Genomic DNA, 18128 nt, shown 5'->3' with positions numbered 1-18128 from the left:
GAGGGGGTGCCTTCGCACTGTTCAGAGCCGGGTCGTCGACTTCTCGCCGAGGCGTTCCCGCTGAGGCACGACCGTGTACTTCGGATCGCGCGCCGACACCTTGCCTGCCTCGAAGACACCGAACCGGGTGGCGACCGACGAGGCCACCAGGGCCGCACCGGAGACCGCCGCCAGGAATCGGCTGCGGCGGCTGACCAGTGCCGCTGCGGTACCGACTGCGAGCAGTACCCGACCGGCCTTGACCAGGCGGCCGCTGCGCCCGCGCGTGTAGGGCTCGCCGGTCAGCCCCATCCGCTCCATCTGGTGGCCGCCGGCGAACTCGACGGCTGCGGCGGCGAGTGCGAGTCGCCGCAGCGGGGCGGTCTGCGTGGCCGGCGCCGCGATCAGGCCGACCCCGGAGGCGGCAGCGAGCGCGCTGCCGGCGAAGACGAACGGCAACGACGGGTACGCCTCGTGCCAGGACGGCACCGCGGTGTCGGCGAGCAGCACCCCGGTGTACGTGGCCAGTGCCGGCGCGGTGACGGCGGCGGCCAAGCCGGCGGCGTTGCCGACGGGAGGCGCCACCCGGCGGGCGAGCCCGAGCACGCCGTGCTGCGGGAGCCGAGGAGCGAGTTCGGCGACCGCCGCCACGCCAGCCAGTGGCCCGAACGCGGCGAGGATCCAGGTGCCGACAGACATCGGCGAGGTCAGCTTGGCGACCCGGAGCATGTGGTGGAACCGATCCGGCCGGCCAAGGTCGTGAACCAGCAGGTACGTGCTGGCGGCGACGCCTCCAAGCGCCGTCCACCGGCCGACAGTGCGCAGCTCGGGACGCCCGGTCAGTTGGGCGCCCGCTCCGATCAGTGCGCCTCCGGCGGCGAGGCCGCCGGTGAAGAGGTAGCCGGCGATGTCGTACTTCCACACCGGCGGTTTGAGCACCGGTCGGCCGTAGTAGGAGCTGAAGTCGGCGGGCGGCACAGTGAGCTGCTCGCCGCCGTCGCCGCGCCCCCGTCCGCGCCCGCCCCCGCGTCCGTCGAGTCGGGTCTGGAACTCGCGGAACCGGGAGCCGACGGGCTCGTTCGGTGGCGTCGTGCCGGTCATTGTCGCCTGCCGAGGAACGCGACGGCCGTGACGGCGGCCATCGTCAGTGCGGCAAGACCAGCGCGTTTCCACATCGCCGGCAGATCCCGCGTGGTCACCACCGGATCGGGCGGCAACCCATACACCTCCGGCTCATCCAACAACAGAAAGAACGCACCATCACCACCGACACCGTCGTTCGGGTCATGCCCGTACAACCGCGCCTCGGACACACCCCGACCGTGCAACGTCGCCACCCGTTCGGCAGCGCGCTCCCGCAACTCGTCCAACGGCCCGTACTGGATCGACTCCGTCGGGCACGCCTGCGCACACGCCGGTGTCATACCCGCGCCGAGCCGGTCGTAGCAGAGCGTGCACTTCCACGCCCGACCATCACCCTTACGCTGATCGATCACCCCGTACGGACACGCGGAAATGCAGTACCCACACCCGTTGCAGATGTCCTCCTGCACCACCACCGTCCCGAACTCGGTGCGAAACAGCGAGCCGGTGGGGCAGACGTCGAGGCACGCCGCATGCGTGCAGTGCTTACAGACGTCCGACATCATCAACCACCGAAAATCCGTACGCCCCTCCGCGCCCGTGCCCCGACCCGGCGGCTGCGCACCCGGCATCCCCAGAAACTCCGGACCGCCCGCCATCCGCGCCGCCGCACCCGGCGACCCGGGCGGCAGGCCCGGGTTCGTGCCGGTGTCGACAGTGGTACGCGCGCCGACCGCCGCCGTGACCGGGCTGACCGTCGGCCCGTCCGGGTCGCCCTCGAACGCCGGGGTCGCCCAGCCTGCCGAGCGGGGCTGCTCGACGAACGCGACGTGTCGCCACGAGTTCGCGGTCAACGCCCCGGTGTTGTCGTACGACATGCCCAGCAGGTCCAGACCGCTCTCCGGGACCAGGTTCCACTCCTTGCAGGCGACCTCACACGCCTTGCAGCCGATACACACGCTCGTGTCGGTGAAGAACCCCATCCGCGGCGGCGCGTCGACGTAGCCGGCGTCCGGCGCCGGGTCGAGCGGCCCGTACAGGGCGTTGGCGTGGGGCATCGGTCAGGCCTCCTGGTCGCTGCTGCTGTCGGCGACGTCGGTCGTGATCAGCGGCGGGTAGCGGTGGCTCAGGTTCCCCGACCGCCGCCGGTAGTCGAAGACGAGGTCCAACAGCGCCTGCCCGTCCGGGCGTCGTCCGGGCCGTACGTCGCAGGTGCCGACCTTGCTCTCCTGGATGAGGACGTTGGGGTCGAGGGTGATGCCGAACAGGTCGTTTGCCGAGTCGCCGGTCACCAGACCCTCGAAACCGAAGTGGTACGGCAGCCACACCTGGTGGATGATCCGCCCATCCACCCGCAGCGGGGTGACGCGGTCGGTCACCAGGACCTTCGCCTCGATAGCCGCGCGGGTGGTGACCAGGTGCGCCCAACCCAGGTGGCTCAGCCCGCGCAGGGCCGCCAACTCGGGCGACACCTCGACGAACATCTCCGGCTGCAACTCGGCGAGGTGCGGGACTGTGCGGCTCATCCCGCCGGCGGTGTGGTGCTCGGTGAGGCGGCTGACTGTGAAGACGTACGGGAAGACGTCGCTGTACTCCTCCGGCGGGCTCGGGTTGAGCGTGTTGATCGGGTGGGTGTAGACCTTGCGGGTCGGGTTGGCCTGCTGCCGGTAGAGCGGGTTACGCACCGGCGACTCGACAGGCTCGTAGTGCGTCGGCAGCGGCCCGTCCAGGACGCCGCTGGGCGCGTACAACCAGCCCTTGCCGTCGCCCTGGAGGACGAACGGGTCGTCGCCCGCGATGCCCGCCACGCCTGAGGTGTTCGGCGGCGGACGGTACGACGGCGGTTTGTTCTTCTCGAAGTCCGGTACGTCGTAGCCGGTCCATTCACCCTTGTCCGGGTCCCACCAGACGTACTTCTTGCGTTCGCTCCACGGTCTGCCGTCCGGGTCCGCGGAGGCACGGTTGTAGAGGATCCGCCGGTTCGCCGGCCATGCCCAGCCCCACTCCGGGGCAACGAGGGACTGCTCGGCGCCGGGTTTGCGGCGGGCGGCCTGGTTGACGCCGTCGGCGTACACACCCGTGTAGATCCAGCAGCCGCCGGCGGTGCTCCCGTCATCGGTCATCTCGGTGAAGGTCGACAACGGTCGGCCGCTGGCCACCTCGTAGCCGTTGATCTCGTACAGCACGGCTTCGGCGCTCGGCTCGGCGTTCGGGCCGTGCGTGGGGTAGTTCCAGTTGAGGTCGAGCAACGCCCGGTCGCGGGGGCGCGCCGACTGTGCCAGGCGTTCCCGGATGATGCGCCCGAGGTGGTAGAAGAACCACAGCTCGGAGCGTGCGTCACCTGGCGGCTCGACGGCCTTCTCCCGCCACTGCAACAGCCGCTGGGTCTGGGTGAACGTGCCCTCCTTCTCCACATGCGATGCCGCCGGCAGGAAGAACACCTCGGTACGACACTCCTCCGGAACGATCTCCCCGGTGGCCACCTCGGGACCGTTCTGCCAGAACGTCGCACTCTCGATCATGAACAGATCCCGAACCACAAGCCAATCCAGATTCGCCATGCCAAGCCGCTGCGCCCGACCGTGCGCCGAACCCACAGCCGGGTTCTGACCGAGCAGGAAGTACCCCTTGATCTTCCCGTCGATCATGTTCAACACCTGCTGGTACGTGCCGTGATCGCCGGTCATCCGCGGCAGGTAGCCGTAGCAGTAGTCGTTCTCGGCGGTGGCCGCGTCCCCCCAGTACGCCTTGAGCAGGTTCACTCCGTAGGCGCGGGCGTTGTCCCAGAAGCCCTTCTGCCCAGGGTGGCGGATGCTGTTCACCCATTCGTCGAAGGTCGGGTGATCGGCGTGGTGCGGCATCGGCAGATAGCCCGGCAACAGGTTGAACAACGTCGGAATGTCGGTGGAGCCCTGGATGCTGGCATGCCCCCGCAGGGCCATGACCCCACCACCCGGGCGGCCCATGTTGCCCAACAACAGCTGGATGATCGCCCCGGTGCGGATGTACTGCACACCAACGCTGTGCTGCGTCCACCCCACCGAGTAGACGAGCATGCTCGTCCGCTCCCGGCCCGAGTTCGCCGTCCACGCCTGCGCGAGTTCCAGGAATCTCTCCTGCGGGATGCCGCAGACCCGCTCCACCATCTCCGGCGTGTAGCGCGCGTAGTGCCGTTTCAGGATCTGGTACACGCAGCGCGGGTGCTGCAACGTCTCGTCCCGCTGGGTCTGCCCGCCCACCGGCGCGCCGTGCGACTCGTGCTCCAACCCCGCCGCGGTCTCCCGCTGCTTCTCGGTGTCATGGGTGGAGCCGTTGTCCTCGTTCCCCTCGTACTGCCAGCTGGTCTGGTCGTAGCTGGCGTTGTCCTCGTTGAAGCCGGAGAAGAGGCCGTGCAGATCCTCGGTGTCGCGGTACTCCTCGGTCACGATCGTCGCGGCGTTCGTGTAGGCGACGACGTACTCCCGGAAGTCCAGCTCGTTCTCCAGGATGTAGCGCACCACCCCACCCAGCAACGCGATGTCAGTACCCGCCCGGATCGGCAGGTAGCTGTCCGCCACCGCGCTGGTACGCGTGAACCGCGGGTCGACGTGAAACACCTTCGCACCACGACGCTTGGCCTCCATCACCCACTGGAAACCCACAGGATGCGCCTCGGCCATGTTCGAACCCTGAATGACGATCATGTCGGAGTTCGACAGGTCCTGCTGGAACTGGGTGGCGCCGCCACGACCGAAGCTGGCCCCCAGACCGGGGACGGTGGCGGAGTGTCAAATACGGGCCTGGTTCTCGATCTGGAGCGCCCCCATCGCCGTGAACAGCTTCTTGATGAGGTAGTTCTCCTCGTTGTCCAGCGTCGCCCCACCGAGGCTGGAGATACCGAGCGTCCGGTTGAGTGGCCGGCCCTCGTCGTCGACGTCCTCCCAGGTCTCGTCCCGGGCGGCCAGGACCCGATCGGCGATCATGTTCAGCGCCGTGTCGAGATCGAGGTCCTCCCACTCGGTGCCGTACGGCCGCCGGTAGCGGACCTTTGTGGGTCGCAGCGGGCTCGTCACCAGGCTCTTGCTCGCCGAGCCCTTCGGGCAGAGCCGACCCCGCGAGATCGGGCTGTCCGGATCACCCTCGATCTGACTGACCTGCCCGTCGGTGACGAACACCCGCTGACCACAACCCACAGCGCAGTACGGGCACACCGACCGCGCGACGCTGTCGGCGGTCTCCGTGCGGGCGGTCAGCGACAGTGAACGGGCGGACTTGGCCGCAGCACCCCGACCGAGGGGGTCGGTGCCGGTGAGCTGGCGATAGAGCGGCCAGCCCTCGATCCAGCTGCGCACCCCCATCGCCGCACCTCTCGGGCCAACCCTGCCAAATATGAACAACCTGACGTTAGACGAGGTGGCGGCCCTGCCGCAGCGGGATCGTCAGAGACGAGCAGACCCGACAGGGTCAAGCAGACGGGTCGGCTAGCTGGCGACCTTGTCACGGACGGGACGCGGGTGCCGGAAAGCAACCAGCAGGGCCGTGACGACACCAGCCGCCAGCAGGATCATCACCACGGTGAACACCACCTGGTCGCCCAGGGAATGGGGCGGGAAAACGTCCTCGACAAGCCATCCGACGCCCAGCCCCAGGCCCAGGCAGATGTGCATCGCGGCCCGCAGACGCGGTGACGGCTGCGGGCGGCCGAAGATGCGGGGCACCGTCGTGCCGCCACGGCTCTTGGCGAGCAGCACGGCGGCGAGGGCGAGGTTGACCACGGCAACGGCGGCGGCCAGGACAAGGTCCACGGATCCCATGCGGCAGACAGTAATGTGCGGTCGCCCGCACGAGGATCAGCCGAAGTCGCAGTGTTCGCGCTGGACCGCCACCGCCCGATGGCCGGCCGGGCAGACGGACCGACGGAATCGTGCGAACGAACGATCAGCGTCCAAGGCATTGTCCACTATGCTCGGTTTCCGCCGGTCGGACCATTGGCGACTCTGCCCAGAGGATGTGAACATGGATCGATGGCTGGGGATAGGCGGTTTCGTCATCGGCGTCGTCGGCCTCGTGCTCACCATCTATTACGCGCGCAAGGCCGAGCAACTCAACCTGGCGAAGAAGCGTCTCGACTGGGCCGATCTGCAGAACGCCGCGAACGACCTCGGCCGGCAGATCAGGAGGGAATTTCCACCCAGCGCGATTGTCACACCTGGCCTCGCGGGCGCCACCTTTGGCAATCTGCTCGCGACCGAGTTCCAGAACCAGCCGCCGGTGTTCGTCGGCACCCGCACATGGCGGGAAGACCCGCACAATCCGGTGAAATCTGACGGGTCTTTCTATTTCACGACGAGCAAGTGGATCGTCACGATTCCCAAGGCCGTCCTGAATTACAAGGATGGCAATATTCTGATCATCGACGACTTCGTGATGTCCGGCGACTTCCTGGCGAGGCTGCGGGAGCGCCTGATCGAGTCCGGGGTGCCGGCTGATCGGATCCGGGCGGCGTCGGTGGCGGTCACGCGAGTCGCGTGCAAGAACCACAAGGCCCCCGAGTACTACTGGTGGCTCGCCGACAACGACGACTTCTATTTCCCGTGGGGCAGGGCCAAGTAGCCACACGACCACTGGGTGACGACTCGCCGACCCACCATCGACAGATATAGACGGACGAGCCGCACGAAAGTTCAAATGAGCTTCGTGTGGCTACTCACGCCCTCTTTCGCATACGCCTTGTTGAATCACGCGGGACTGCGGCGCTATCTTTGTCCATGGCGCCGGAAATCGGAAATCGAGATCAACAAATCGGGGAATTCGACGCCGAGACAGGCGCCCGCCGACAACCGGTCCGGGCGTTCCCGTCCAACAATCAACGAGCAAAGGTGTGTGCGGCATGAACCAGCAGCGCCCAGCGCCGGATCCCAATAGTCCACTATGGACAGCAGCGAACGGCTTCGTGGTACGCAAGGACGAGGGAGTTCCCAAGCTCGTCAACGGCGGCAAGGAGTCGACCCTGGTCAAGGTCACCGGAGACCAGACCGATGGCAAGCTCAGCCTCCTGTCGATGGACGTCGCCCCCGGCTTCGGCAACGTCCCGCACGCCCACGGGGCCGAGGACGAGGCGTTCTACGTCGCGTCCGGCGAGTTCCGGTTCATAAACGGTGCGGGCACCTTCGACGCCGGCCCCGGTGACTTCATCTACGTTCCGCGCCTCACCCGCCACGCGTTCAAGAATCTGAGCGACGAGACGGGCACGCTCATGGTCTTCTACACGCCGGCCGGAGCCGAGCAGTTCTTTCTCGACTACGCCGACGATCCCGACCCGTCGGGCAATCCGCCTCCGGAGTGGACAGCCGAGAGGTTCGCCGCAATGGCGGACGCCCTGGACGCCCACCAGATGATCCTGATGCCCAGCGGCGACGACTGGGCGTGAGCGCGGCGGACCGGCGAACGTCGCGCGACAGGTAGACCCGCACACCCGCGAGCGCCAGCGGAGCCGCGTCAGGTCATGCGGCGTGGTGGATCGGGGTGTCGAGTTCGCTGAGCGGGCGACCCGAGCCGCCCCAGGCCCGCGCGGTGATCTCGGCGGCGATCGCCACCGCCGTCTCCTCCGGCGTCCGCGCCCCCAGGTCCAGGCCGATCGGCGAGCAGAGCCGTTCCAGCGCGCCCTCGCTCACACCTGCGTCGCGCAGCCGGCGCATCCGGTCGTCGTGTGCACGGCGGCTGCCCATTACGCCGATGTAGCGGGCAGGTGTGAGCAGGGCGACCTGGAGCAGCGGTACGTCGAACTTGGGGTCGTGGGTCAGGACGCAGAGCACCGTGCGGTCGTCGATGGTCGTCGTCTCCAGGTACTTGTGCGGCCACTGGACGACGAGGTCGTCGGCGGCCGGGAAACGTGAGCGGGTGGCGAACACGGGTCGGGCGTCGCAGACCGTCACGTGGTAGCCGAGGAACGTGCCCATCCGCGCCATCGCGGCGGCGAAGTCGATCGCCCCGAAGATAATCATCCGGGGCGGCGGCACGTACGACTGGACGAACACGCTCACCTCGTCGCCGCGCTGCTCGCCCTGACGTCCAAGATGGAGCGTGCTGGTGGTGCCGAGGGCGAGCATCCCGGCCGCCTGTCGGGCCGCCGCGTCGTCCAGGTCGGGTGCGCCCAGGCTGCCCGCGACCCGGTCGGGCCAGATCACCAGTTGCGCGTTCTCCATCGTCGCGGTGGCGACCGGACGGCCGTCGCGTATCGCTGCCAGCACCTCGTCGGGCTCGGTCAACGCGACGTCCGGCTGCACGAGCACCTGGATGGTGCCGCCGCAGGTCAGGCCGATGTCGAACGCGTCGTCGTCGCTGACACCGTAGGTTGCGGTGTGGGCCGTTCCGGTCTCGATGGCGGTGCGGCAGAGGTCGTAGACGGCAGCCTCGACGCAGCCGCCCGAGATGCTGCCCAGCGCCTCGCCGTCGGCGGAGACCGCCATGGCGGCGCCCGCCGGCCGAGGTGCCGACTGCCACGTCCGGACGACTGTCGCGACGGCGAACGCGACGCCACGAGTGCGCCAGTCCGTCAGCCCGTCGGCGATGTCCCGCATGGCCCGCACCATCCGCGAGGCCCTGCGGCACCGTCAACGGCGACCTAAGCAGTTACTTAGGTCGCCGTTGACTTTGCCTACCGCCGGGCTCAGATTGCACCGGACTGCGGAGGTACGACATGCAGGTACCGGCACCGTTCGAGTACGAGCGAGCCACCAGTGTGGACCATGCGATCAGCCTGTTGGAGCGGCTGGGCAGTACAGCCCGCCTGATCGCCGGCGGGCACAGCCTGCTGCCGATGATGAAGCTGCGGCTGGCCAACTTCGACTATCTGATCGACATCAACGACCTGCACGGCGAGCTGGGCTACATCGAGGCCGGCCCGGACGAGGTGCGGATCGGCGCGCTCACCCGGCATCGGGAGTTGCTCGACTCTCAGGTGCTGGCGGCGGCGTTCCCCATCTTCGCCGACGCGGAGCGGGTGATCGCCGACCCGGTGGTGCGCAACCGGGGCACGTTGGGCGGCTCGCTCTGCCAGGCCGACCCGTCCGAGGACCTCTCGGCGGTCTGCACGACGCTTGACGCGCGGTGCGTGATCCGCGGTCCGGGCGGCGCGGAGCGGGTCGTGTCGATGGAGGAGTTCCACGTCGGGCCGTACGAGACCGCCGTCGCGGACGGCGAGATGCTCGTCGAGGTACGGCTGCCGGTGCGGCCGGGCTGCGGCAGCGCGTACGCCAAGGTGGAGCGCAGGGCCGGCGACTGGGCCGTGGTGTCGGCCGGCGCTGCGGTGTGGCTCGACGGCGGCGTGATCGCCGACGCCCGGGTCGGGCTCGCGGCGGTCGGTCCCAACACGACGGGCATCCCGGAGATCTCCGCCGCGCTACGCGGGCAGGAGCCCTCGGAGGCCCTCTACGAGCAGGCCGGGGCGATCGCGGCGCGCAGCTGCGACCCGGTGACCGACCAGCGCGGCAGTGCCGACTACAAGCGGCATCTGGCCGCCGAGCTGACCAGGCGGACCCTGCGCCGGGCCGTGGAACGGGCGAGGAGCTGAGCATGCAGGTCACCATGACCGTCAACGACGTCGAGGTCACCCGGGAGATCGAGGCCCGGCTGCTGCTGGTGCACTTCCTGCGGGACGTGCTGGGGCTGACCGGCACGCACTGGGGCTGCGACACCAGCAACTGCGGCACCTGCGTGGTCTGGCTCGACGGCGAGCCGGTGAAGTCGTGCACCGTGCTCGCGGCGATGGCCGGCGGCCACCAGGTGCGTACCGTCGAGGGTCTCGCCAAGGGCGCCCAGCTCGACCCGGTCCAGGAAGGCTTCATGCAGTGCCACGGCCTGCAGTGCGGCTTCTGCACGCCGGGGATGATGATGACCGCGCGGGCGCTGCTCGACCGCAACCCCGACCCGAGCGAGGCGGAGATCCGGGAGGCCATCTCGGGTCAGATCTGCCGGTGCACGGGGTACGCCACGATCGTGCGCTCGGTCCGCTGGGCCGCCGTGGCCGAGGCGCGGGCCGCCGCCACGGTCACCGAGACCACCGAATCGTCCGAGGCCGGCGAGATCGACAACGCCGGCCAGCCCGCGGAGGCCGTCGCATGACCACCGTGCACGAGCGCGTGGACACGTTCCACGACAACGACCAGAAGCCCGTCGGGTACGGCCGGATGCTGCGCAAGGAGGACCCGAGGTTCCTGCGCGGGCGCGGCCGGTACGTCGACGACGTCCAACTGCCCGGCATGCTGCACCTGGCGATCCTCCGGTCGCCGGTGGCGCACGCCCGCATCGTCAGCATCGACACGAGTGCCGCCGAGGCGTCGCCCGGGGTGCGCGCTGTGGTGACCGGGGCCGCGCTGGCGCAGCAGAACCTTGCCTGGATGCCCACGCTCTCCAACGACGTGCAGGCGGTCCTCGCCACCGACAAGGTGCGTTTCCAGGGTCAGGAGGTCGCGTTCGTCGTTGCCGACGACCGCTATCTGGCGCGTGACGCGCTGGAGCTGATCGACGTCGAGTACGACATCCTGGAGCCGGTGATCGACGCGCGCCGTGCCCTGGAGCCGGACGCGCCGCTGATCCGCGACGACCTGGAAGGCAAGACGAACAACCACTGCTTCGACTGGGAGACCGGCGACGAGGCGGCCACCGAGGCGGTCTTCGCCCGCGCCGACGTCGTGGTCAGCCAGGACCTCGTCTACCCCCGGGTGCACCCGGCGCCGATGGAGACGTGCGGTGCTGTCGCCGACTACGACGCCGTCGAGGGCAAGCTGCGGCTGTGGTCGACCACCCAGGCGCCGCACGCGCACCGCACGCTCTACGCCATCGTGGCGGGCCTGCCCGAACACAAGATCCAGGTGATCGCGCCGGACATCGGCGGCGGGTTCGGCAACAAGGTGCCGATCTATCCCGGGTACGTCTGCGCGATCGTCGCCTCGATCGTCACCGGCAAGCCGGTGAAGTGGATGGAGGACCGGTCGGAGAACCTGATCAGCACCGGTTTCGCCCGCGACTACATCATGCGCGGCGAGATCGCGGCGACCCGCGACGGCCGGATCCTGGGCATCCGCACCAACGTGCTCGCCGACCACGGCGCGTTCAACGGCACCGCCGCGCCGGTGAAGTACCCGGCCGGTTTCTTCGGGGTGTTCACCGGCAGCTACGACATCGAGGCCGCGTACTGCAAGATGACAGCGGTCTTCACGAACAAGGCGCCCGGCGGCGTCGCGTACGCCTGCTCGTTCCGGATCACCGAGGCGGTCTATCTTGTCGAGCGGATCGTCGACTGCCTCGCCGACGAGCTGGGCATGGACCCGGCCGAGCTGCGGTTGAAGAACTTCATCCAGCCGGAGCAGTTCCCGTACACGACGAAGACCGGCTGGGTGTACGACTCGGGCAACTACGAGCCGACGATGCGGCTGGCGATGGAGATGGCCGGGTACGACGAGCTGCGCCGCGAGCAGGCGGAGAAGCGCGCCCGCGGCGAGCTGATGGGCATCGGCATCGCGTTCTTCACCGAGGCCGTCGGCGCCGGGCCGCGCAAGAACATGGACATTCTCGGGCTGGGCATGGCCGACGGCTGCGAGCTGCGCGTCCACCCGACCGGAAAAGCTGTGGTACGCCTGAGCGTGCAGTCGCAGGGTCAGGGGCACGAGACGACGTTCGCGCAGATCATCGCCGAGGAGATCGGGATTCCGCCGGCGGACATCGAGGTGCTGCACGGCGATACCGACAACACCCCGTTCGGCCTCGGCACGTACGGCAGCCGCTCGACGCCCGTGTCGGGTGCGGCGGCGGCCCTGGTGGCCCGCAAGGTCCGCGACAAGGCCCGGATCATCGCCTCCGCGATGCTGGAGGTCTCGGTGGCGGACCTGGAATGGGACAAGGGCTCGTTCCACGTCGCGGGTGACCCGGGCAGGTCCGTCACCATCCAGGACATCGCCATGCGCGCGCACGGCGCGGGTGACCTGCCCGACGGCATCGAGGGTGGGTTGGAGGCGCAGATCTGCTACAACCCGTCGAACCTGACCTACCCGCACGGCGCGTACATCTGCGTGGTGGACATCGACCCGGGCACCGCGCAGGTGACGGTGCGACGGTTCATCGCTGTCGACGACTGCGGCACCCGGATCAACCCGATGATCATCGAGGGGCAGGTGCACGGCGGGCTGACCGACGGCGTCGGCATGGCCCTCATGGAGATGATCGCGTTCGACGAGGACGGCAACTGCCTCGGCGCATCCCTGATGGACTATCTGATCCCGACGTCGCTGGAGGTGCCCGACTGGGAGACCGGCTTCACCGTCACCCCGTCGCCGCACCACCCGATCGGCGCGAAGGGCGTGGGCGAGTCGGCAACCGTCGGTTCGCCGCCGGCGATCGTCAACGCCGTCATCGACGCCCTGAAACCGTTCGGCGTACGCCACGCCGACATGCCGCTGACGCCGTCGCGGGTCTGGGACGCGATGCGCGGCCAGGCTCGGCCGCCGATCTGAGAGGGCCGACGATGACCACCATCGCGGAACGCGCCCAGGAGTTGACAGTCACCCGGGAGCCGTTCGTGCACGCCACAGTGGTCCGCGCGCAGGAGCCGACGTCGGCCCGGCCGGGTGACGCCGCGGTGATCCGCTCGGACGGCTCGATCGAGGGCTTCGTGGGCGGGGTGTGCGCCGAAGGTTCGGTGCGGGCGGCCGCCCTGGACGCGCTGCGCGACGGCACCGCCGTGCTGCTGCGGGTGCTGCCGGAGGAATCGGCGCCGTTTCCCGAGGCGCCGGGGGCGCGGGTGGTGGTCAACCCGTGCCACTCCGGCGGCGCTATCGAGATCTTCCTCCAGCCGAGGCTGCCCGCGCCGGCGCTGCGCGTGGTCGGCGCCACGCCGATCAGTGACGCGGTGGCGACCCTCGCCCGGTTCCTCGAATTCGACGTCGTGACGTCCGAGGACTACGCCGGCTGCACGGCGGTCGTGGTGGCCGGGCTGGGCAGGGGCGAGCAGGACGCCATCCGGGCGGCCCTCGACGCGGGCGTGGGGTTCGTGGCGCTTGTCGCCAGCCACAAGCGCGGCACCGCCGTGCTCGACGAGCTGGAGCTGACCGACGCCGAACGCGCCCTCGTCCACTCGCCCGCCGGTCTGGACATCGGCGCGCACACGCCGCAGGAGATCGCGCTGTCCATCGTGTCCGAGGTGGTCCGGGCCATCCGGGTGGACGGCCTGCGCCCGGCCGTGGGCGCGGTCGTCACCAGGCCCGAGCAGTCCGTCGATCCGGTGTGCGGGATGACAGTGCTGATCGGGCCGGACACCCCGCACGCCCGGGTCGACGGGCAGGACGTCTGGTTCTGCTGCGCCGGCTGCCTCGCTACCTACACGGCGGCGTAACCCGTGTTCCTGACCGGCCTGGTGCTCGCCGCGGGGGCATCGGTGCGGCTCGGCGAGGCGAAGCAACTGCTGCCGTACCGGGGGCGGACACTGCTCGACGCCACCCTCGACCTGGCCCGCTCGTGCGGCTTCGACCAGTTGCTCGTCACCCTCGGCGGCGCGGCGGGCGACGTGCGCGACCGGGTCGACCTCACCGGCTGCCAGGTCGTCGAGAACCCGGAGTTCAGCAGCGGTTGCGGGTCGTCGGTCAGCACCGCCGCTCGGGCTGTGGACCCGCGCGCCGACGCGCTCGTGCTGCTCCTCGGCGACCAGCCCGGCGTCCGCGCCGCCGACGTCCGCCGGGTCGCCACGGCCGGCACCCCGCTGGCGGTCTGCCGGTACGTCGACGGGCTTGGCCATCCGTTCCGTTTCGGCCGCGAGGTCATTCCCGAGCTGTACGACCTGCACGGGGACAAGGCCGTGTGGAAGCTGCTGCACTCCGGGCGCCACCCGGTGACCGAGGTGCCCGTCGACGGGCCGGTGCCGATCGACGTGGACACCCGCGCGGACTACGAGCGCCTGCTGGCAGGCGAGGCATGAAGGACGCGCTGACCGTCCGGCACCGCCTCGACGCCGTCGACTACCTGGTCGACGACGGCATGGCGATGGCCCTCTTCCTGGCGTTGCGGCTCGGCCGGCCGCTGCTGCTGGAGGGCGAGCCGGGCGTCGGCAAGACCGCCGCCGCGAAGGCGCTGGCCCGGGCGTTGGAGACGCCGCTGATCCGGTTGCAGTGCTACGAGGGGCTGACCGCCGGTGAGGCGCTCTACGAGTGGAACTACCAGCGGCAACTGCTGGCGATCCGGCTCGCCGAGGCACAGCACGCTCGACTCACCGACGCGGACCTGTTCAGCGCCGAATACCTCCAGGAACGGCCGATCCTGCGGGCCGTACGCCACCGGGGGCCGGTCCCTCCTGTGCTGCTGATCGACGAGATCGACCGCGCCGACGACGAGTTCGAGGCGCTGCTGTTCGAGTTCCTCGGCGAGGCCGGCATCACCATCCCCGAACTCGGTACGTTCACCGCCCGCACGCCACCGGTCGTGGTGCTGACCTCCAACCGCAGCCGCGAGTTGCACGACGCGCTGCGCCGCCGCTGCCTCTATCACTGGATCGACTTCCCCGGCCCGGACCGCGCCGTGGAGATCGTGCGCCGGGCGGTGCCGGGTGCCACCGAACCGCTGATCCGGGCGGCCGTGCAGTTCGTCGGCGACGTACGCGGCCGGGAGTTGGAGAAGGCGCCCGGGATGGCCGAGGCCATCGACTGGGTGGCCGCGCTGGCCGTGCTCGGTGCCGCCGACCTGGCCGCCGACACCGTCGGGCACACCATCGGCACCATCGCCAAGACCCCCGACGACCGCGCCGTGGTCGCCGCCGCGCTCGGCGCCTACCAGGAGAGCCAACGATGAAGATCACCAACGAGTTCACTGTCGCCGTTCCGATCGACAGGGCGTGGGCGGTGCTCACCGACCTGGCGGGGATCGCGCCCTGCCTGCCGGGCGCGCAGTTGACGGGCGTCGACGGGGACGTCTACCGCGGCAAGGTGAAGGTCAAGGTCGGGCCGGTCATCTCGGAGTTCGCGGGCACCGCGCAGTTCGCCGAGAAGGACAGCGCCGCCTACCGCGGGGTGATCGACGCCAAGGGCCGCGACGCCCGGTCGACCGGGAACGCGTCCGCGCTTGTCACCGCCCAGCTCCGGCCCGACGGCGACCGTACGTTGGTGAGCGTCGACACCGACCTGAAGATCTCGGGGAAGCTGGCCCAGTTCGGCAGCGGCATGATCAAGGAGGTGTCGGGCAAGCTGCTGGCCCAGTTCGTCGCCAACCTGGAGGCGAAGCTGGCAGCCGAGCAGACGACGCCGACCGCCGCAGCGGCACCGACAGCCGCGGGCGTGCCGACCGGCGCAGCGCCGCAGACCGTCGCAGACGTGCGGGGCGCCGGAGGCGACGCCGCAGCCGTACCGGCGGCGCGAAGCGGGGACGATCCCGCCGCGTCCGCCCTCGTCGCGTCGGAGGAACCCGAACTGTCCCCGGCCGCGTCCGCCACTGCGGTCACCACCATCCCCGCCACGGCCGCCGTCGCGCCCTCCCCGGTCGACCCGTCCCCTATCGCGCCGTCGCCGATCGAGCCGACAGCGATCACCGCGTCCCCGATCACCGAGGCTCCTGCCGAGCCGTCGCCGCTCGCCGAACCGTCGGCCGGCGAGCCGTCCCCCGCCGACCCGTCGACGGACGAGCGGTCCGTCATGGGGCACCCCACCGCCGGGCCAGCACAGGGCAGGCCGCCGGCTGTCGACGGGCGCACCGCACCGGCTGCCGAACCGGAGGCGCTCGACCTGCTCAGCCTCGCGGGCGGTTCGATCACCAAGCGGCTCGTACCCGCGGTCGTCGGCCTCGTCGTGGTCGGCGCGGTGATCGCCTGGCTGGTCGCGCGGCGGTGAGCCCGGGCCTGCTGCGCGGGGTCGACAGAGCCTCGTTCGCCGTGTCGTTCGCGGGTCGGCTGCGGCACGCGGGCGTCGCGGCCGGGCTCACCGAGATCGACGACTTCGTCCGGGCTCTCGACGCCAGCCCTCCCGGGGACATGTCCACGCTCTACTGGGCCGCCCGGGTCAGCCTGGTCCGGCGGCACGCGGACCTGGCAGCGTTCGACAGCGTCTTCGCGGCGGTCTTCGAGGACGCGCCACCGCTGCCGCCGCCGGACCGGTCGGCGTCGCCGGCGGGAGACCGCGACGACGTCCACGTACCGGTGCCGACGGCCACCGCCGACGACGGGCCCGGTGGCGGCCTGCCGTGGGCGACGCTGCCGCCGGCCGTCGCCCACGCGCCGGAGTCGGACACCGCGCTACGGCTGCCCGAGCGGCGGCCCAGTGCCCTCGCCGGGCTCGCCGAGAGGCCGTTCGACGAGTTGGACGCCACGCAGGTCACGATGCTCGGTGAGGCGCTGCGGGACGCCGTCGTCGGCTGGCCGACCCGGCGCACGAGGCGGCACGCCGTCAGCGCGGCCGGAGGGCGCATCGCGCTACGCGCCACCATCACCAGGGCACGCCGCACCGGGTGGGAGCCCGTCGAGGTCGTCCGGGAACGGGCGGTACGGCGGCCCCGCCGGGTCGTGCTGCTCTGCGACGTCAGCGAGTCGATGCGGGCGCAGGCCACCGCGTACCTGCATCTGATGCGGGCGTTCGCTGTGGTCGCCGAGGCGGAGGTGTTCGCGTTCGCGACGACGCTGACCCGGCTCACTGTGGTGCTGCGGCACAGCTCGGCGGCCGAGGCGGTCGCGCAGGCCAGCGCTGCCGTGACCGACCGGTACGGCGGCACCCGCATCGCCACGAACCTGCGCGCCCTGCTCACCGGCCAGCGGGCGGACGTCGTTCGCGGGGCCGTTGTGGTGATCGGCTCGGACGGCTGGGACAGCGACCCGCCCGACGAACTCGCCGCCGTGATGGCCCGGCTGCGCCGCCGCGCGTACCGGATCGTCTGGTTGAATCCCCGGGCCGGCGCCCCCGGGTTCGCGCCCCGGACGGCGGGCATGGCCGCCGCGCTGCCCTACTGCGATCGGATGCTGCCGGCCGGGACGTTCCAGGACCTGCTGGCCGCCGCCGGTCAACTCCAGAGCGTGACGTGCACCGACGGCTTGAAATGGCCCACGCTGACGCCCGCGCCGCGCATCATCGCCTGAATCGCCCGAGGTGTCGACGAGAACCGCGACAGTTCGGCGGCGGCCGACATCGGACCGGGGGCGGTGAGCACCTGTGAGTGCCACACGGCCTCGACCGTCGCGTGTGCCCCCATCACCAGGTTGAGCTGACCGTCGCGCACGTCCGGTGCGACGGTGAAGGCCAGCGCCGGCGCGACGCCCCGGCCCCGTTTGGCCTCCCCCAGCGCCGCAGCGTGACTCTGGAAGATCTGCTGCCGGTCGTCGGGTACGGCCAGCCGGCGCAGTAGCGCCGGAACCGCGCCCAGGTCGGTGGCCGCCGACGGGCCGAGCAGCCAGGTCTGCTCCCGCAACTGCCCGGGGGACGCCGACACCCCGCCCAGCGGATGGTCCGGGCCGACGACAAGCACCAGCCGGTAGTTCATCACCGGCCGGCAGGTGATTGCCTCGTCGACGACGAGCGGCCGTGGCCCGACAGCGATGTCCGCGGCACGGGTCAGCAACAGTGACTCGAACGTGCTCGGGTCACGCACGCTCAACTCGACGTCGAGGTCGGCGGCCCGCTTCGCGAACAGCTCGATGAGCCCCGGCGCGGCGAACTCGGCGAACAGGTTGGACGCCGCCACCCGCAACAGTCGACGGCCGCGCTTCGCGGCGCTCACCTCAAGAATTGTGCGGTCCTGAAGGCCCAGCAGCTCCGCCGCGCGGCTGGCCAGCCGGAGCCCGCCAGGCGTGAACGCGAGCCCCGCCGCCGTCTTTGTGAACAGCTTGTCGCCGAACTCCTTGCGCAACTGTGCGACGTGCAGGGAGACGGCCGACTCGGAGACCTCCAACTCGGCGGCGGCCTGCTTGACGGATCCCAGCCGGACCACGGCGACGTACGCGCGCAGTTGCGTCGGGGTCATCGGCGCACCCACCTCCCCGCCATGCGTGGTTCGGCTCTCCGTCGAGACGAACCACGATCATGCCCGCTGAGGCGTCCGACCGCCACCCTGCGTCACCGGGCCGTCGT

The 18128-nt window shown here is 70.4% G+C and carries 16 protein-coding genes; 10 read left to right on the top strand and 6 right to left on the bottom strand.

The window, feature by feature from the left end; all coding sequences use genetic code 11:
• Positions 1 to 21 precede the first annotated feature (21 nt).
• The 4 genes from nrfD to ACLQ23_RS24185 all read right to left on the bottom strand — a co-directional run bounded on the left by nrfD (position 22) and on the right by ACLQ23_RS24185 (position 5855).
• On the bottom strand, positions 22 to 1080 hold the full coding sequence (nrfD, locus tag ACLQ23_RS24200; RefSeq protein ID WP_355633187.1) for an NrfD/PsrC family molybdoenzyme membrane anchor subunit: 1059 nt from the start codon (positions 1078 to 1080) through the stop codon (positions 22 to 24).
• On the bottom strand, positions 1077 to 2120 hold the full coding sequence (locus ACLQ23_RS24195; protein WP_425881153.1) for a 4Fe-4S dicluster domain-containing protein: 1044 nt from the start codon (positions 2118 to 2120) through the stop codon (positions 1077 to 1079). Before ACLQ23_RS24195 ends, nrfD begins: the two co-directional genes overlap by 4 nt.
• Before the next feature lie 3 nt (positions 2121 to 2123).
• On the bottom strand, positions 2124 to 5399 hold the full coding sequence (fdh, locus tag ACLQ23_RS24190) for a formate dehydrogenase (RefSeq protein WP_425881152.1): 3276 nt from the start codon (positions 5397 to 5399) through the stop codon (positions 2124 to 2126).
• Between the two features lie 123 nt (positions 5400 to 5522).
• The gene (locus tag ACLQ23_RS24185) at positions 5523 to 5855 is read right to left on the bottom strand and encodes a hypothetical protein (RefSeq protein ID WP_425881151.1); all 333 of its coding nucleotides are present in this window, start codon (positions 5853 to 5855) and stop codon (positions 5523 to 5525) included.
• A 202-nt stretch (positions 5856 to 6057) separates the two neighbouring features.
• Here ACLQ23_RS24185 and ACLQ23_RS24180 point away from each other — a divergent pair, with 202 nt between their 5' ends.
• Both ACLQ23_RS24180 and ACLQ23_RS24175 read left to right on the top strand, forming a co-directional pair.
• On the top strand, positions 6058 to 6654 hold the full coding sequence (locus ACLQ23_RS24180; protein WP_425881150.1) for a phosphoribosyltransferase family protein: 597 nt from the start codon (positions 6058 to 6060) through the stop codon (positions 6652 to 6654).
• Between the two features lie 277 nt (positions 6655 to 6931).
• Positions 6932 to 7471 (top strand): cupin domain-containing protein, encoded by a 540-nt coding sequence (locus tag ACLQ23_RS24175; protein ID WP_425881149.1) that lies wholly within the window; start codon positions 6932 to 6934, stop codon positions 7469 to 7471.
• Positions 7472 to 7544: 73 nt separating this feature from the next.
• Here the strand turns inward: ACLQ23_RS24175 and ACLQ23_RS24170 are convergent, their stop codons facing one another.
• Positions 7545 to 8621, bottom strand: coding sequence for an XdhC family protein (locus ACLQ23_RS24170; protein ID WP_425881148.1), 1077 nt, complete (start codon positions 8619 to 8621; stop codon positions 7545 to 7547).
• Positions 8622 to 8740: 119 nt separating this feature from the next.
• On the opposite strand from ACLQ23_RS24170, the gene ACLQ23_RS24165 reads away from it, so the two are divergent.
• The 8 genes from ACLQ23_RS24165 to ACLQ23_RS24130 are packed head-to-tail and all read left to right on the top strand — an operon-like array spanning position 8741 to position 17140.
• Positions 8741 to 9613: an FAD binding domain-containing protein gene (locus ACLQ23_RS24165; RefSeq protein WP_425881147.1), complete on the top strand. Its 873-nt coding sequence runs from the start codon at positions 8741 to 8743 to the stop codon at positions 9611 to 9613.
• Positions 9614 to 9615: 2 nt separating this feature from the next.
• Positions 9616 to 10164, top strand: a complete 549-nt coding sequence (locus tag ACLQ23_RS24160; RefSeq protein WP_425881146.1) for a (2Fe-2S)-binding protein — start codon at positions 9616 to 9618, stop codon at positions 10162 to 10164.
• Positions 10161 to 12551, top strand: a complete 2391-nt coding sequence (locus ACLQ23_RS24155; protein WP_425881145.1) for an aerobic carbon-monoxide dehydrogenase large subunit — start codon at positions 10161 to 10163, stop codon at positions 12549 to 12551. The genes ACLQ23_RS24160 and ACLQ23_RS24155 overlap by 4 nt, the downstream gene beginning before the upstream one ends.
• An 11-nt stretch (positions 12552 to 12562) precedes the next feature.
• On the top strand, positions 12563 to 13429 hold the full coding sequence (locus tag ACLQ23_RS24150; protein WP_425881144.1) for an XdhC family protein: 867 nt from the start codon (positions 12563 to 12565) through the stop codon (positions 13427 to 13429).
• A 3-nt stretch (positions 13430 to 13432) separates the two neighbouring features.
• On the top strand, positions 13433 to 14008 hold the full coding sequence (locus ACLQ23_RS24145; protein ID WP_425881143.1) for a nucleotidyltransferase family protein: 576 nt from the start codon (positions 13433 to 13435) through the stop codon (positions 14006 to 14008).
• Entirely contained in the window at positions 14005 to 14874 is an 870-nt protein-coding gene (locus tag ACLQ23_RS24140) for an AAA family ATPase (protein ID WP_425881142.1), read from the top strand. Before ACLQ23_RS24145 ends, ACLQ23_RS24140 begins: the two co-directional genes overlap by 4 nt.
• Positions 14871 to 15905 (top strand): SRPBCC domain-containing protein, encoded by a 1035-nt coding sequence (locus ACLQ23_RS24135; protein WP_425881141.1) that lies wholly within the window; start codon positions 14871 to 14873, stop codon positions 15903 to 15905. The genes ACLQ23_RS24140 and ACLQ23_RS24135 overlap by 4 nt, the downstream gene beginning before the upstream one ends.
• Complete coding sequence (locus tag ACLQ23_RS24130) at positions 15902 to 17140, top strand: vWA domain-containing protein (protein WP_425881140.1); 1239 nt, start codon at positions 15902 to 15904, stop codon at positions 17138 to 17140. The genes ACLQ23_RS24135 and ACLQ23_RS24130 overlap by 4 nt, the downstream gene beginning before the upstream one ends.
• Here ACLQ23_RS24130 and ACLQ23_RS24125 read toward each other — a convergent pair.
• Entirely contained in the window at positions 17065 to 18021 is a 957-nt protein-coding gene (locus tag ACLQ23_RS24125) for a LysR family transcriptional regulator (protein ID WP_425881139.1), read from the bottom strand. The genes ACLQ23_RS24130 and ACLQ23_RS24125 overlap by 76 nt on opposite strands.
• Positions 18022 to 18128 lie beyond the last annotated feature (107 nt).

It is taken from the genome of Micromonospora sp. DT41, assembly GCF_049841715.1.
Taxonomy (GTDB): Bacteria; Actinomycetota; Actinomycetes; order Mycobacteriales; family Micromonosporaceae; genus Micromonospora; species Micromonospora profundi.
This window is presented reverse-complemented; position numbering and strand designations above follow the sequence as displayed.

Coding starts and splice junctions, on each gene's coding strand:
- nrfD (WP_355633187.1), bottom strand. CDS start 1,080: ATGACCGGCACGACGCCACCGAACGAGCCCGTCGGCTCCCGGTTCCGC.
- ACLQ23_RS24195 (WP_425881153.1), bottom strand. CDS start 2,120: ATGCCCCACGCCAACGCCCTGTACGGGCCGCTCGACCCGGCGCCGGAC.
- ACLQ23_RS24185 (WP_425881151.1), bottom strand. CDS start 5,855: ATGGGATCCGTGGACCTTGTCCTGGCCGCCGCCGTTGCCGTGGTCAAC.
- ACLQ23_RS24180 (WP_425881150.1), top strand. CDS start 6,058: ATGGATCGATGGCTGGGGATAGGCGGTTTCGTCATCGGCGTCGTCGGC.
- ACLQ23_RS24175 (WP_425881149.1), top strand. CDS start 6,932: ATGAACCAGCAGCGCCCAGCGCCGGATCCCAATAGTCCACTATGGACA.
- ACLQ23_RS24170 (WP_425881148.1), bottom strand. CDS start 8,621: ATGCGGGACATCGCCGACGGGCTGACGGACTGGCGCACTCGTGGCGTC.
- ACLQ23_RS24165 (WP_425881147.1), top strand. CDS start 8,741: ATGCAGGTACCGGCACCGTTCGAGTACGAGCGAGCCACCAGTGTGGAC.
- ACLQ23_RS24160 (WP_425881146.1), top strand. CDS start 9,616: ATGCAGGTCACCATGACCGTCAACGACGTCGAGGTCACCCGGGAGATC.
- ACLQ23_RS24155 (WP_425881145.1), top strand. CDS start 10,161: ATGACCACCGTGCACGAGCGCGTGGACACGTTCCACGACAACGACCAG.
- ACLQ23_RS24150 (WP_425881144.1), top strand. CDS start 12,563: ATGACCACCATCGCGGAACGCGCCCAGGAGTTGACAGTCACCCGGGAG.
- ACLQ23_RS24140 (WP_425881142.1), top strand. CDS start 14,005: ATGAAGGACGCGCTGACCGTCCGGCACCGCCTCGACGCCGTCGACTAC.
- ACLQ23_RS24135 (WP_425881141.1), top strand. CDS start 14,871: ATGAAGATCACCAACGAGTTCACTGTCGCCGTTCCGATCGACAGGGCG.
- ACLQ23_RS24125 (WP_425881139.1), bottom strand. CDS start 18,021: ATGACCCCGACGCAACTGCGCGCGTACGTCGCCGTGGTCCGGCTGGGA.